18 protein-coding genes are annotated in these 12,664 nt (G+C 53.8%); 2 read left to right on the top strand and 16 right to left on the bottom strand.

Features of this window, described 5'->3' with window-relative positions:
- Nucleotides 1-37: 37 nt before the first annotated feature.
- From nusB to LG52_RS03370, 16 genes are all read right to left on the bottom strand, one after another.
- Nucleotides 38-427, bottom strand: a complete 390-nt coding sequence (nusB, locus tag LG52_RS03445; protein ID WP_044730874.1) for a transcription antitermination factor NusB — start codon at nucleotides 425-427, stop codon at nucleotides 38-40.
- A 189-nt stretch (nucleotides 428-616) separates the two neighbouring features.
- Nucleotides 617-1,018, bottom strand: a complete 402-nt coding sequence (locus LG52_RS03440) for an Asp23/Gls24 family envelope stress response protein (protein ID WP_044730873.1) — start codon at nucleotides 1,016-1,018, stop codon at nucleotides 617-619.
- A 10-nt stretch (nucleotides 1,019-1,028) separates the two neighbouring features.
- On the bottom strand, nucleotides 1,029-2,384 hold the full coding sequence (gene accC, locus LG52_RS03435; RefSeq protein ID WP_044730872.1) for an acetyl-CoA carboxylase biotin carboxylase subunit: 1,356 nt from the start codon (nucleotides 2,382-2,384) through the stop codon (nucleotides 1,029-1,031).
- Nucleotides 2,385-2,399: 15 nt separating this feature from the next.
- A complete protein-coding gene (gene accB / locus LG52_RS03430) occupies nucleotides 2,400-2,930 on the bottom strand; it encodes an acetyl-CoA carboxylase biotin carboxyl carrier protein (RefSeq protein WP_044730871.1) in 531 nt (176 codons plus the stop codon).
- Nucleotides 2,931-3,072: 142 nt separating this feature from the next.
- On the bottom strand, nucleotides 3,073-3,624 hold the full coding sequence (locus LG52_RS03425; protein ID WP_044730870.1) for a SpoIIIAH-like family protein: 552 nt from the start codon (nucleotides 3,622-3,624) through the stop codon (nucleotides 3,073-3,075).
- Between the two features lie 23 nt (nucleotides 3,625-3,647).
- The gene (spoIIIAG, locus tag LG52_RS03420; protein ID WP_044730869.1) at nucleotides 3,648-4,286 is read right to left on the bottom strand and encodes a stage III sporulation protein AG; all 639 of its coding nucleotides are present in this window, start codon (nucleotides 4,284-4,286) and stop codon (nucleotides 3,648-3,650) included.
- A 5-nt stretch (nucleotides 4,287-4,291) separates the two neighbouring features.
- Entirely contained in the window at nucleotides 4,292-4,903 is a 612-nt protein-coding gene (gene spoIIIAF, locus LG52_RS03415; protein WP_044730868.1) for a stage III sporulation protein AF, read from the bottom strand.
- 10 nt (nucleotides 4,904-4,913) lie between these two features.
- The gene (gene spoIIIAE / locus LG52_RS03410) at nucleotides 4,914-6,077 is read right to left on the bottom strand and encodes a stage III sporulation protein AE (RefSeq protein ID WP_044730867.1); all 1,164 of its coding nucleotides are present in this window, start codon (nucleotides 6,075-6,077) and stop codon (nucleotides 4,914-4,916) included.
- A 13-nt stretch (nucleotides 6,078-6,090) separates the two neighbouring features.
- Complete coding sequence (gene spoIIIAD / locus LG52_RS03405; RefSeq protein ID WP_012820577.1) at nucleotides 6,091-6,477, bottom strand: stage III sporulation protein AD; 387 nt, start codon at nucleotides 6,475-6,477, stop codon at nucleotides 6,091-6,093.
- A gap of 21 nt (nucleotides 6,478-6,498) precedes the next feature.
- Nucleotides 6,499-6,705 carry a stage III sporulation protein AC gene (spoIIIAC, locus tag LG52_RS03400; RefSeq protein ID WP_011231888.1) on the bottom strand — a complete coding sequence of 69 codons (207 nt, stop codon included), beginning with the start codon at nucleotides 6,703-6,705 and terminating at the stop codon, nucleotides 6,499-6,501.
- Nucleotides 6,706-6,720: 15 nt separating this feature from the next.
- Entirely contained in the window at nucleotides 6,721-7,233 is a 513-nt protein-coding gene (spoIIIAB, locus tag LG52_RS03395) for a stage III sporulation protein SpoIIIAB (protein WP_044730866.1), read from the bottom strand.
- Nucleotides 7,230-8,150 carry a stage III sporulation protein AA gene (spoIIIAA, locus tag LG52_RS03390; protein WP_044730865.1) on the bottom strand — a complete coding sequence of 307 codons (921 nt, stop codon included), beginning with the start codon at nucleotides 8,148-8,150 and terminating at the stop codon, nucleotides 7,230-7,232. The genes spoIIIAB and spoIIIAA overlap by 4 nt, the downstream gene beginning before the upstream one ends.
- Before the next feature lie 61 nt (nucleotides 8,151-8,211).
- On the bottom strand, nucleotides 8,212-8,493 hold the full coding sequence (locus tag LG52_RS03385) for a YqhV family protein (protein ID WP_011231891.1): 282 nt from the start codon (nucleotides 8,491-8,493) through the stop codon (nucleotides 8,212-8,214).
- A gap of 176 nt (nucleotides 8,494-8,669) precedes the next feature.
- Nucleotides 8,670-9,227, bottom strand: a complete 558-nt coding sequence (gene efp / locus LG52_RS03380) for an elongation factor P (protein ID WP_031408341.1) — start codon at nucleotides 9,225-9,227, stop codon at nucleotides 8,670-8,672.
- 27 nt (nucleotides 9,228-9,254) lie between these two features.
- Entirely contained in the window at nucleotides 9,255-10,316 is a 1,062-nt protein-coding gene (locus LG52_RS03375; protein WP_044730864.1) for a M24 family metallopeptidase, read from the bottom strand.
- Nucleotides 10,317-10,578: 262 nt separating this feature from the next.
- Nucleotides 10,579-11,109, bottom strand: a complete 531-nt coding sequence (locus tag LG52_RS03370) for a YqhR family membrane protein (RefSeq protein ID WP_044730863.1) — start codon at nucleotides 11,107-11,109, stop codon at nucleotides 10,579-10,581.
- Between the two features lie 187 nt (nucleotides 11,110-11,296).
- Here LG52_RS03370 and LG52_RS03365 point away from each other — a divergent pair, with 187 nt between their 5' ends.
- Complete coding sequence (locus tag LG52_RS03365) at nucleotides 11,297-12,232, top strand: DUF1385 domain-containing protein (RefSeq protein ID WP_044730862.1); 936 nt, start codon at nucleotides 11,297-11,299, stop codon at nucleotides 12,230-12,232.
- Between the two features lie 22 nt (nucleotides 12,233-12,254).
- Entirely contained in the window at nucleotides 12,255-12,611 is a 357-nt protein-coding gene (locus LG52_RS03360) for an SA1362 family protein (RefSeq protein ID WP_021322363.1), read from the top strand.
- Nucleotides 12,612-12,664: the final 53 nt, after the last annotated feature.

Genomic DNA, 12,664 nt, shown 5'->3' with positions numbered 1-12,664 from the left:
GTTCATCATTCGAGATCAGCCCGCGATGCAGCCGGTTTTATTTTTGCAGCGCCGCCTTCACTTTCGAAAGCACGCCGTTGACAAAACTTCCGGATTTCCAATCGCCGAATTTTTTCGCCAGCTCGACCGCCTCATCGAGGCTGACGCTTACCGGCACATCATCGGCGTATTTCATCTCGTACGTCGCCATGCGCAAAATGGCGCGGTCAACGTTGGCGACACGTTCAAGCGTCCATTTTTCCAAATTGGCGCGCAACAGCTCGTCAATCTCTTCCTGGTGCTCGACGACGCCAAAGACGAGCTGGCGCAAAAACGGGTCGATGTCGCCGCCCGTGACATTGTGGAGCGCCTCGTCTGGAGGAATGTGTCCGACATCGATTTGAAACAGCGCCTGCAACGCCTTTTCCCGTGCTTCATGCCGCTTCATAGCGGTCCCCCTTTCCAAAAACGAACATTCACAATGAAATCATATCATATTTTTCGGAAAAAACCACCCTTTTCCCACAAATCATTCGTGTTGCCGTTGGCAGCGCCATAACGGCCTCGTTCATTACAATAACAAACTTTGTCCAAAAAAACAAAAGGCAGCCGCCGAAAAAGCAACTGCCTTGCGAGATCACTGTTCGACCACGCCTTGTTCCTGCTTGCCGCCCTCAAACTGGATGCCGACGATATGAACGTTCACTTCGCTCGCCTCGAGGCCGGTCATGTTCCAAAGCGCCTGGCGCACATTTTCCTGCACCTTTTTCGCCACGTTCGGAATCGATGCGCCAAACTGGACGAGGCAATAAAGATCGATGACGACGCCGTCGTCGCGCAAATCAACCTTGACGCCTTTTCCATGGTGTTTCTTTCCAAACCGTTCGGCGACGCCGGCGGCGAAATTGCCGCGCATTTGCGCGATGCCGTCGACTTCTGACGCCGCGATGCCAGCGATCACCTCAATCACTTCCGGTGCAATTTCCACCTTGCCAAGCGCCGGGTACGCTTGCTCTGTTTCAAAAACATGCTCAGACATAAGGCACCTCCTATTCCGCCTTCATAATATCATATAACTCCAAAAACTTCGTATTAAACTCACCGCTTTGAAATTTCTCATGCTCCATTAATTTTATGTGGAACGGAATCGTTGTATGAATGCCTTCAATGATAAACTCCGAAAGCGCCCGTCGCATGCGGGCGATCGCTTCCGCACGCGTCGGCGCATGAACGATCAATTTGGCGATCATCGAATCATAATACGGCGGGATCGTATAGCCTGGATAGGCGGCAGAATCGACGCGCACGCCCGGGCCGCCCGGCGGCAGGTACATGGCGATTTTCCCCGGCGACGGCATAAAGTTTTTCGCTGGATTTTCGGCGTTGATCCGGCACTCGATCGCCCAGCCGTTAAACGCGACGTCCTCTTGGGTGATCGACAGCTTTTCACCGGCGGCGATGCGGATTTGCTCCTTGACCAAATCGATGCCGGTGATCAGTTCAGTGACCGGATGCTCGACTTGAATGCGCGTATTCATCTCCATGAAATAAAATTGTTTGTTCCGGTGGTCATAAATAAATTCAACCGTACCGGCGCCGGTGTAGTTGACCGCTTTCGCCGCCTTGACCGCCGCCTCGCCCATCTTCCGGCGCATTTCGTTGTCAAGGGCCGGCGACGGCGCTTCCTCGACCAGTTTTTGCAGCCGGCGCTGGATCGAGCAGTCGCGCTCGCCGAGATGAATCGTATTGCCGTACGAGTCAGCGAGCACTTGAATTTCGACATGGCGGAAATCTTCGATATATTTTTCAATATAGACGCCTGGGTTGCCAAACGCCGTCGCCGCTTCCTGCTGGGTGATGTTGATGCCTTTGACGAGCTCGCCTTCGTCGCGGGCGACGCGGATTCCTTTCCCGCCGCCGCCGGCCGTCGCTTTAATGATGACCGGATAGCCGATCTCTTCGGCAATCGCCCGCGCCTCATCAAGGCTTTCGATAATCCCGCGCGACCCAGGCACGATCGGCACCCCCGCCTCGCGCATCGTCTCGCGAGCGATGTCTTTAATGCCCATTTTTGCAATCGCTTCCGGACTTGGGCCGATAAATGTCACGTTGCATTCACGGCACAGCTCGGCGAACGCTTCATTTTCCGCCAAAAACCCGTAACCGGGGTGGATGGCGTCACAGCCAGTCAGCGTGGCGACGGTCATAATGTTTGTGAAATTTAAATAGCTGTCTTTCGAAGCGGTCGGCCCTATGCAGTACGCCTCATCAGCCAGCTGCACGTGCAAGGCGTCGCGGTCGGCTTGCGAAAAGACAGCGACCGTCTCAATCCCAAGCTCGCGGCAGGCGCGGATGATGCGGACGGCGATTTCCCCGCGGTTCGCCACCAACACTTTTTTGATCATCGTCCGTTCTCTCCCTTATTCAGGCTTGACTAAAAACAACGGCTGGCCATATTCAACGAGCTGGCCGTTTTGCACGAGCACCTCGACAATTTCGCCATCGACTTCCGCTTCAATTTCATTAAACAGCTTCATCGCCTCGATGATGCAAACGACCGTATCTTTTTTCACTTTGTCGCCCGGCTTCACATACGGCGGCTTGTCCGGCGCCGGCGCTGCGTAGAACGTGCCGACCATCGGCGACGTAATTTGATGCAAATTGCTTTCCACAGCCGGCTTTGCTTCTTTGACCACCGGCGTTTCCGCTTTCGGTGCCGGCGCTTCCGAGGCCGCTGCTTGAACGGGAGCAGCTGGAGCCGGTTCGACCGCTGCCGGAGCGGCAGGCGCCGGCGGCGCGACCGCCGTCTGTGCGGCCGCAGCCGACGCAACGGCAACAGCAGCCGTTCCTTTTTTCATATGTACTTTTGTTTCGCCTTGTTCGTATACGAATTCGTCAATCGAGGACTGGTCGACCAAACGGATCAATTCACGGATTTCTTGAATTTTCATCGATCTCACACCTTTCTCCAAGTATCGTGCAGCCCGTTCCTGGCAGGCGGTTTCAAATGTGTTCATAACGATTATACACACAACAGTAGGACAAACAAAAGACTTTTGCGCAAAAAAGAAGCTGCCCTAAAGAGCAGCGCGTTCATCCAGCCGGCTGAAACTCAACCGTCACGTATTCAGCATCGGGTATTTCTTTTTTCACCATATGAATGACTTCATTCGCCGATTTAGCTGAGCTTTGTTTCGCTTTGATCGTCACGCGCACTTGGTTGTCATCGGCGCGCACGAGCACGTCTTCATAACCGCCTTTCGATTTGATGAGCGTCTCCAACGTGGCTTCTTTTTCGGACAATGCTTGCAATTTTTCAATTTTGTCGAGCGCTTCATTTTTTTCTTCCGCCGTCGCGTTCGCTGAAGCGACAATGGCGTTCAGCTCATCGCGCAGCCGGCTCCGTTCATCCTCAATTTTCATGCGCAGCGCTGTAAACAAGTCGTCGCCCGTTCCGCCAGACGCGGACGGCTTTTTCGCCTCTTCGACAGCGACGCTCGGCTGATCGGTTGCTTTTTCCGTTTTCTTATTGGCGGTAAAGGCCGGACTGTCGTTCATATTTTTTGGCGCTGTCACGTAATAGACCGACAGCACAACGACCAAGCTCAACATCGTCAACAGCCATACGGTTTGTTTTTTCAACATGCCGATCTCCTCCCCTTACCCGGTCATTTTTTCGGCAAGACAGCGACGCGGTAGCTCGGAACGTTTAACACGCGCGTCACCGCCTCGACGATCCATTTTTTGATTTGCAAATTGTCCGCCCCTTTGGCGACAACGAGAACGCCGCGGATGTCCGGCTTTTTCGTGGCGACGACAAGCGGCGTTTCTTCTTCGCCGTTATGAATAATGATGACTTCTTCATTGGTCGACTCGTTTTCGATCGTCCGCTTCCCGCCTTCCTTGTCGCTCTCTTCGGTCGTTTGCTGTTGGGTGGAACGCTTCTTCTCGTACAGTTTCAGCTCCGTTGAATCGAGATTGACGACGACGGTGACATCGTCCACCCCTTCAATCGCCTCGAGCGCGGCTTTCAGTTCTTTTTCGTACCGCTCCTCATAGGCGGCGATCACTTTTTCCTTCGTCTCCTTGCTTGCCAGGAATGCCGGCTCGGCTGGAGCGGACGGATGCCCGGCGGAAGATTTTGATGCAGCCTCCTCCCCATTGTTCGTCCAATGGCTTGCCGCCATCAAGGCGACCCCGGCCAACAGCAGGACGATGACGTACGAAAACGGCCATTTTTTCTGCGCTCCTTCTCCTCCCCCGTCTTTCGGTGATGAAGAAAAGAGCCGTTTGATGTGCGGCAGCATCCCCCCTATTCCCTCCCCCTAAATTGCACGTCAATTTTATCTTCATCGATTTCCCATCGGCCGGCGAGAAAAGCGCGCACCTCCTCTGCCAGCGAAGCATCGCCCTCCGGCAAAGCCGGCGGCTTCGTCGTATCGATGACAACCGGTTCCACCGAACCGGATGACTTCTGTTTCGAAAGGACGACCTCAATCGTCTTGATGTCATCCGGCATGCGCCAGTCGTCGCCTGGCTTGGCGTAAACGTTGACATCCGCTTTCAGCCCATACTTTTCCATCAACTCCTCATTGACATCGTTTTCGAGCTGGACAGCCATTTGTTTTAAAATATATGCGCGTTGCGAGGCTTGTATTTCTTTTTTCTGCTGTTCGATTTGATTTTTTATTGCCTCTTCCCCCTCACGACCGTTGGAAAAATGGACGAGCGCCGACGCGATGAGCTGCTCGGGATCAACGGAAGCGAGCCGGAGCACCGGAGCAAGCATCACGAGAACGAGCATAAGCCCGACAGCCATTTTCACGTATTTTTGCATCGTCCCCGACGGTAGCAAAAAATCGATGATGACAGCAAACAACAAAAACAAAATGATGTTTGTCACCCACTCAATGACTAGCTGCATAGCGCTCCCCCTAGCGGACCATCATCGTAATGTTCCCGGCCATCACCATGACGGTGAGGCTTAAGAAAAACATGAGCGACACAATGAGCAGCGCCGCCAGCACGTAGGCGATGCTTTTGCCGATGATGTTGAGGCAGGACAATACCGGTCCGCCGCCAAGCGGCTGCAGAAGAGCAGCCGATAGTTTGTAGACGATGACGACGGCGAAAATTTTCACCGCTGGAAAGATGGCGATCATTAGCAAAATCGCCGCCCCGACCAACCCGACAGTATTTTTCAACAGCATGGAAGCGGCGACGACCGTATCGGCGGCATCGGTGAACAGCTTGCCGACGACCGGGATGAAATTGCCGGTGACAAATTTCGCCGCCCGAAGCGCTACGCCGTCAGCCACGGCCGCTGTCGCTCCGCGCACGGACATGACGCCAAGGAACACGGTCAAAATGAGACCGAGCAAACCGAGGGCAGCTTTGTTGAACAAATCGGCGAGCTGAGTCGCCTTGTAACGGTCGCTGAGCGTGCTGACGACAGAAAGCAGCGCAGCCAGAAGCAAAAGCGGCAAGGTGACGTATTCAACGATCGTGCCGGTGGTGTTCATCACAAACAAAATGAGCGGGTGGAAAAACGCCGCCGATGCGACCCCGCCGGAAGTGGCGAGCAGGGCGAGCAGCAGCGGAACGAGGGCGATGATGAAATGGCTCATCGTCCGCACCGCCTCAAGCGCATAATCCGCCGCGAGGCGAAAGCTGTTTAAGGCTATCAACAAGAGCACCATATAGACGACCGCCTGGGCGATTTTGCTTACTTCCTGCTGAGCGAATGCATTTTGCAGCGATTGCAGCACCGTGCTGAAGACAGCAAGCAAAATGAGCGTGCCGAGCAGTTTGCCGTTCACCTGCAGTTCATAAAACAAATAGCGGGCGAGCGCCTTCAGCCATTCAGCCGGCGACCATTGCTTGTCGCCGCTTAAAAAATCGGTGAGCGGCCCTTTCTCGCTTTCCGGCAAAAACCCGCCATACTCGCTGACGATCGTTTCCCAATAGCGGCGGATATCGCTCACATCGAGCTGAGCAAGCTGCTCGCTGACCGACGGTCCATCGCTTGCGGCTTGTACGACCAACGGACAAAAAAAGAGAGAAATCAGCCCGACAATAAGGAACGCTGTTCGCTTCAATCCGTTCCCTCCTTTAGCGCGCCGACGGGATGAGGCCGATGACCGCTTCAATGATCGCGGTCAAAATCGGAACAGCCAGCGCCAAAATGACGATTTTGCCGCCGAGCTCAATTTTGGCGGCGATCGCCCCTTGGCCGGCGTCTTTGGAAATTTGCGCGGCGAACTCGGCAATGTAGGCAATGCCGATGATTTTCAGCATCGTCTCTAAATACACCATCTGAATATGGGCGCCTTCCGCCATTTTTCGCAACATCGCCAAAATGCTGCTGATTTGATCGACCAACAACAGAAAAATGGTGCAGCCCACAAACACGGTCAACAAAAAGGCGAGATTCGACTTTTGTTCCTGCAGCAGCACGACCAAAAACGTCGCAATCAACCCGAGGCCGACGATTTGCAAAATGTCAATGGCCGATCCCCCCTACCCGCGGAACAGAAAAACGTCTTTAATTTTTTGAAACAAATCGCTGACGATTGAGGCGACCATAAACAGAATATAAATAAAGCCAAGCAGCGTCACCCATTGGGCGTATTCTTTCCGCCCCATCTGGTCAAGCACCGTATGCAAAAACGCGATGACGATGCCGACGCCGGCGATTTTCAAAATGAGATCGACATCGATGCCCATGATTCTGCCTCCTGTCTACATGAGTAAAATGACGAGCAGCAGGCCGGCCAACACGCCTAAACTTTTCGCCATCTTGGCGTAGCGCGCCTGGTTGTCTAGCGCTTCCGCTTCCTCCCGCTCAAGATGGGCGAGCGCCAGCGCGATTTGCCTTTGCTGGGTGAGCCGGTCGTATTGGCCAAGCGTGGCGCCAAATTGTTTCATCACTTCAAATTCACCTTGCTTTAGAGCGGTTTTTCCCCATACGGCTCGCAAGCTTTTTTCCCATGCTTCGGCGGCGCTCGTTTCTTCTGTGCATAACGCGGCGGCAAACCGCTCGAACAATTCGGACAAGGGGGCGGCTGTTTGCCGGGCGAGATGCATAGCGGCGTCGGCAAGCAGCGTATGGCCATACATCACTTCCGCCTCAAGCGCCCTCAGCGCCGCTTTCAGCTGGCGGAGCTGGCGCGGCCGCTCGTGCAACACGCGGGCAGCGGCAAACCCAAGCCATGTTGAGGCGGAGAGAATCAACAGAGCGCCAAACCATTTCATCGATGAACCACCGCCCGTTCATACAGCACCGTTCCACCAGCGTCGAGAATGCGTCGGATTGAGCCAGGATGGGGAATGTTCGTCAGCTCAATAAACCGTTCAAACACCTTTTGTTCCATCACCGGGCCGAGCGTCGGACGCTGCCAGACGTCTTGGATGTTGCGGCCGTGCACAGTCGTCCATACAGAGACGCCAGCATTGGCCGCTTCAAGCACTGCCTCGCTGTCCTCCTCGCGCCCGATTTCGTCGACAATCATGACATCAGGGCTCATCGAGCGGATCATCATCATCATCCCTTCCGCTTTCGGGCAGGCGTCCAACACGTCAAGGCGCGGGCCGAACGAAAACTGAGGAATCCCTTTCACACAGCCAGCGATTTCCGAACGTTCGTCAACGATCGCCACCTTTTGCGCCGGAATGCGCCCCGTCCCGCTGCTAATCAGGCGCGCGGCATCGCGCAGGAGCGTCGTTTTTCCCGTCTGCGGCGAGCCGATGATCATCGTATGGCGCCAGCGGCCGTCGTACACATACGGAATCAGCGGCTCGGCGATGCCGATCTGTTCCTTGGCGATGCGAATGTTAAACGAGGAAACATCGCGGATCGCTTTCACTTTCCCGCCTTCCATAATGACCTTGCCGGCCAGCCCAACGCGATGCCCCCCTTCAATCGTCATAAATCCGCGCTTCAACTCTTCTTCGATGGCATAGATCGAATAATGACTCAATTTATTGAGCAACTGCACAGCGTCTTCTTTCGTCACTTCATACGGCAGCAACCGGGCCGTTCCGTCGACGATCACCTCAAGCGGCCGGGAGACGCGGATGCGGATTTCTTCAATTCCGCGTCGGCATGAAGGAAGATGGTGCTGCAACGCGGCGGCGACCGTTTTCGGCAAAATTCCCCACACCGCTTCCATGGCCCTCCCCCTTTTCTTGTGGACTAGTTCATATGTATGGGCGGAATGCACCGTTTATGCCTTACTTGTAAATCGCGAACAAAATGAGCGCTATCCCGAGCGCCACAAGCCCGAGCCGGGAAAACGAGAGCTCGTCCGCAAGCGAAAGCAGTCCAATCGCCATGGTCACCATCATGACGGTTGGACCGACGACAGCAAGCGCGGCATTAACGGCAAGCGCTTTTTTCACGTCATTGAACACAAGCATCAACAGCGCCGCGCTCAGTTCAATGAACGCGGACACCATCCGCATGCCAGCCATGGCCATAACGGACGGATCGATCGATCGCAGCCAATGTTTCATGTTCCCCTCCTGTTTTGCCAAATGGGATCGATTAGTACAAACGTATGCGAAAACAAGCCGTTTCAGAAGAAGTTTTTACTGAGGAAAACGATGGGGGAGAGCAATACGGCGCCCATTTTGCGCATAAAAAACACCGCCCCGGAAGGTGTCCGAGACGGTGCCTGTCGGGCTTGCGCTTACGCCCGCGAAACGTACGTGCCGTCGGCCGTATTAATGATGAGCGTGTCGCCTTCGTTGACGAAAAACGGCACTTGAACGACGAGGCCGGTTTCGAGCTTGGCCGGTTTCGAACCGCCGGAAGCAGTGTCGCCTTTGATGCCTGGTTCCGTTTCGACCACCTTCAACTCGACGGTGTTCGGCAGCTCGACGCCGATCGTTTCGCCTTGGTACATCATAATAAATACTTCCATATTTTCTTTCAAGAACTTCAGTTCATGCTCGATTTGTTTTGCCGGCAGCTCGATTTGTTCGTACGTTTCCATATCCATAAAAACGTGTTGGTCGCCGTTGGCGTACAAATATTGCATTTTGCGCGTGTCGATTTGCGCCCGGTTTACTTTTTCGCCGGCGCGGAACGTCCGCTCTTGAATGGCCCCGGTGCGCAAATTGCGAAGCTTCGAACGGACGAACGCCGCCCCCTTGCCCGGCTTGACGTGTTGGAACTCAAGGACGCGCCAAATGTCGCCGTCCACCTCAATCGTAAGTCCTGTGCGAAAATCGTTGACTGAAATCATCAGCCGAAATCCTCCTCACGCAATCCATTATAAAATGATCAGTTCTTTTGGCGAATGGGTGAGCGCTTCGTTCCCATCAGCGGTGATGACCGCATCGTCCTCGATGCGCACCCCGCCAAGCCCCGGAATGTAAATGCCCGGCTCAACAGTGACGACCATTCCTGGCTCGAGCACGACATCGGAACGGAACGAAAGCGTCGGTCCTTCATGAATTTCCAACCCAATCCCATGACCGGTCGAATGGCCGAAATAGTCGCCATACCCTTTTTCGCGGATGTAATCGCGCGTGAGCGCATCAGCCTCTTTGCCGGTCATGCCCGCTTTCAGCCCGTTCATGCCGCGTTGCTGCGCCTCAAGGACGATATCATAAATCGTTTTCAGTTCGGCGCTGATGTCGCCGACGGCGACCGTTCTGGTGAGATCGGAACAATACCCTTTGTAATAGGCCCCAAAATCCAGCGTCACGAGTTCGCCGCGCTCAATCGTCTTCTCCGATGCCACGCCATGCGGCAGCGCCGACCGATATCCGGAGGCCACGATCGTATCAAACGAGGACGAAGACGCCCCTTGCTTGCGCATAAAAAATTCCAGCTCATTCGCCACTTCGATTTCTTTAACGCCTGGACGGATGAACGACAAAATGTGCGAAAACGCCGCATCGGCGATTTCTGCTGCTTCCTTTAATATCTTAATCTCTGCCTCTGACTTAATCAAGCGCAATTTTTCCACCAGCCCGGACGTCGGCACGAGTTCAGTGCGGATGGCTTCTTCATATGACTTGTATGCGGCATAGGTGACATGTTCTTGCTCAAAGCCAAGCCTCTTGATGCCAAGCCGCTTCACCTGATTGGCAATTTCTTCGATGATCGGCCCGCTGTGCTGGACGACTTCAAACCATTGGGCTTGCCTCGATGCTTGTTCGACGTAGCGGAAGTCCGTAATCAACACCGCCCCTTGACGGCTGACAAGTACAGCACCGGCCGTGCCAGTAAACCCGGTCAAATAGCGGCGGTTGCAGCCGTTTGTTACTAACAGCCCGTCGATATGCTGCTCGTCAAGAAGCGCCCGAAGCTTTTCCAGCTTTTCCATGTTTCCGTCTCCTCTTCCCTTAGAATGTGCTCGTCTCCTCCGCTGCCTGCGTCGAGAGCGGAGAAAATCTTCGCGGTCAGGATGACGCGAAAGACCTCGTAGGCGCGCCAGTTTCACGCAACGCCCGCAGCAGCCATGGACTGATGCTGAAACGTGCAAAAACCTTCTTCATTTTACCATAAAGATGGTCGTTTCCGCTAGACATCCGCGCGGCGCTTGATGCAACACTCACTTCAGCGGGTGAGAGCGAAAAAAAGCTTCGTCAGTTTCCTTCATTTGCCGCCTCTTTTCCCACATTTGACGCCGATCGATTCATTTCTTGCGTTTCAAAAGAAATCGAATAGCCGACAAATACACCATATAAAATGTATAAGCAAAGCGTCGTAATAATCGTATTCATTTCTAAATCTGCAACTGGTCGGACGTTTGGAAACAGTGGATTCAACAAATAAAAGACCATCATCCAAAGCACCACGCCATATACAATTCCCGCCCACATACCGGCGATCTTGCGCAGGAACGCGTAGTACAAAAGCGCCGCTGCAATAGAAATGATGCCGATCAGCACGATGGCCGCATAATTGCCGGCTTTCCCATATTTCCAGTCCCCGGCAACCCACGGGATGAGAATCATGTTCGGACTAATTTCGCTGAAGTGAAAAAAGTAAGCCAAATAGCCGATCAAACTCCAAAACACCCCGCCGACAAACCCGATGATGATCGTTTTTTGCATGAGCGTCATCGGCCGCTCCGTCTTCTCTTGCTCGAGCTCCCCTTTTTGTTCGGTCATCATCGTGCACCTCCTTGTCTGTTAGTATGACCGAAAGCCGACCGTACCATGAATCAAACGAAAAAATGACCACTCTTGTGTAAATCATGGATTTTTTGGAAATCATAATAGCAGCATCAACCTAGAGGTTTCCGGACGTTTCTTGTAGAATAAAATAAAATAAACATAAAAATAGGTTGGTGTTGACTTGATGAAATCATCAATGGAGAAACCGTTATACGGCGGCCAAGCAGTTGTGGAAGGGGTGATGTTCGCCGGCAAGACGCACTCCGTCACCGCCATTCGCCGCCCTGACGGGACGATTGGCTATTTTACGCTGCCTCGCCGCAGCCATCCGACACTAGCTGCTCTGAAGAAAATTCCGTTTGTCCGCGGCATTGTCGCCATTATTGAAGCGAGTGCGAACGGGGCGAAACATTTGCAATTTGCGAGCGAACAGTATGAGTCGTCTTCCGACGACGAACGAGCGGACGACGAGAGCCGCTCCAAATTCGGGCTGATTCTCGGCGCCGCCGTCATCGGCGTGCTATCGTTTTTATTCGCCAAAACCATTTTTACGCTCGTTCCGGCGCTCGCCGCCGACGCCTTTAAACCGCTCGTGCCGGGGAAAATGGGGCAAATTTTGCTCGAAGGCGCCTTTAAGCTGATACTGTTGCTTGGCTACATTTACTTCATTTCGCTGACGCCGTTGGTCAAGCGCGTTTTTCAATACCATGGGGCGGAACATAAGGTGATCAACGCCTTCGAAGCCGGGTGGCCGCTCACGGTTGAGCAAGTCCAGCGCGCCTCGCGCCTTCACTACCGATGCGGCAGCAGCTTCATTTTATTTACTGTCATGATCAGCTTATTCCTTTATTTGTTCGTGCCGACGGATCCGCTTTGGCTGCGAATCGTAAACAGGCTCGCTTTAATTCCTGTCGTGCTTGGCGTTTCGTTTGAAGTCTTGCAGTTTACAAATAAATTGAGGGATATTCCGCTGCTAAGCTGGCTTGGCTATCCCGGGCTATGGCTGCAGCGGTTGACGACAAAAGAACCGGACGATGACCAAGTGGAAGTGGCCATCGCCTCGTTTCAGCGGCTTCTCCATTTGGAAGCGGAAGCCGAAAGGAAACAAGCGGTGCAGTAATCGATCAAAGGGGGTGGACTCATTGCGGCGCCGGGCCATTCATCCGCTTGTCGGGCTTATGATTTTGCTTGGAACGCTTGGCATTGTCTATACCCTTTTTGCCCATCCGACGGTGCTGTTCCGCCAGCTGTTGTTTGTTGCGCTGTTTTTGGCCGCCATTTATCTCTTCTACCGGTTCGTCTACCAACGCCGCACCGATCAAGATCGGTTATCGTATTTAAAGGCGGTGCGGCAGTCGAAAAAGCTCCATCCCCGCTCCGGGCGCAAACAAGCAAAGCCGGCGAAACTAAAGCGGCCGCTGAAAAAACGGACGGCCATTCCGCACTTGACCGTGATCGAGGGCAAAAAAGGCAAAAAAAAGAATCGAGCTTCGTTTTAGCTTGATTCTTTTTTGTTTGCCTCTGCCGTTCAGCTTCGGCAGCAGAGGCGCGC

Origin of the sequence: Geobacillus kaustophilus, from assembly GCF_000948285.1 — a bacterium.
Classification (GTDB): domain Bacteria; phylum Bacillota; class Bacilli; order Bacillales; family Anoxybacillaceae; genus Geobacillus; species Geobacillus thermoleovorans_A.
This window is presented reverse-complemented; position numbering and strand designations above follow the sequence as displayed.

Excerpts from the sequence above, each read along its gene's own strand:
- nusB (WP_044730874.1), bottom strand. The coding sequence starts at position 427 with ATGAAGCGGCATGAAGCACGGGAAAAGGCGTTGCAGGCGCTGTTTCAA.
- LG52_RS03440 (WP_044730873.1), bottom strand. The coding sequence starts at position 1,018 with ATGTCTGAGCATGTTTTTGAAACAGAGCAAGCGTACCCGGCGCTTGGC.
- accC (WP_044730872.1), bottom strand. The coding sequence starts at position 2,384 with ATGATCAAAAAAGTGTTGGTGGCGAACCGCGGGGAAATCGCCGTCCGC.
- accB (WP_044730871.1), bottom strand. The coding sequence starts at position 2,930 with ATGAAAATTCAAGAAATCCGTGAATTGATCCGTTTGGTCGACCAGTCC.
- LG52_RS03425 (WP_044730870.1), bottom strand. The coding sequence starts at position 3,624 with ATGTTGAAAAAACAAACCGTATGGCTGTTGACGATGTTGAGCTTGGTC.
- spoIIIAG (WP_044730869.1), bottom strand. The coding sequence starts at position 4,286 with ATGCTGCCGCACATCAAACGGCTCTTTTCTTCATCACCGAAAGACGGG.
- spoIIIAF (WP_044730868.1), bottom strand. The coding sequence starts at position 4,903 with ATGCAGCTAGTCATTGAGTGGGTGACAAACATCATTTTGTTTTTGTTG.
- spoIIIAC (WP_011231888.1), bottom strand. The coding sequence starts at position 6,705 with ATGGGCATCGATGTCGATCTCATTTTGAAAATCGCCGGCGTCGGCATC.
- spoIIIAB (WP_044730866.1), bottom strand. The coding sequence starts at position 7,233 with ATGAAATGGTTTGGCGCTCTGTTGATTCTCTCCGCCTCAACATGGCTT.
- spoIIIAA (WP_044730865.1), bottom strand. The coding sequence starts at position 8,150 with ATGGAAGCGGTGTGGGGAATTTTGCCGAAAACGGTCGCCGCCGCGTTG.
- LG52_RS03385 (WP_011231891.1), bottom strand. The coding sequence starts at position 8,493 with ATGAAACATTGGCTGCGATCGATCGATCCGTCCGTTATGGCCATGGCT.
- efp (WP_031408341.1), bottom strand. The coding sequence starts at position 9,227 with ATGATTTCAGTCAACGATTTTCGCACAGGACTTACGATTGAGGTGGAC.
- LG52_RS03375 (WP_044730864.1), bottom strand. The coding sequence starts at position 10,316 with ATGGAAAAGCTGGAAAAGCTTCGGGCGCTTCTTGACGAGCAGCATATC.
- LG52_RS03370 (WP_044730863.1), bottom strand. The coding sequence starts at position 11,109 with ATGATGACCGAACAAAAAGGGGAGCTCGAGCAAGAGAAGACGGAGCGG.
- LG52_RS03365 (WP_044730862.1), top strand. The coding sequence starts at position 11,297 with ATGAAATCATCAATGGAGAAACCGTTATACGGCGGCCAAGCAGTTGTG.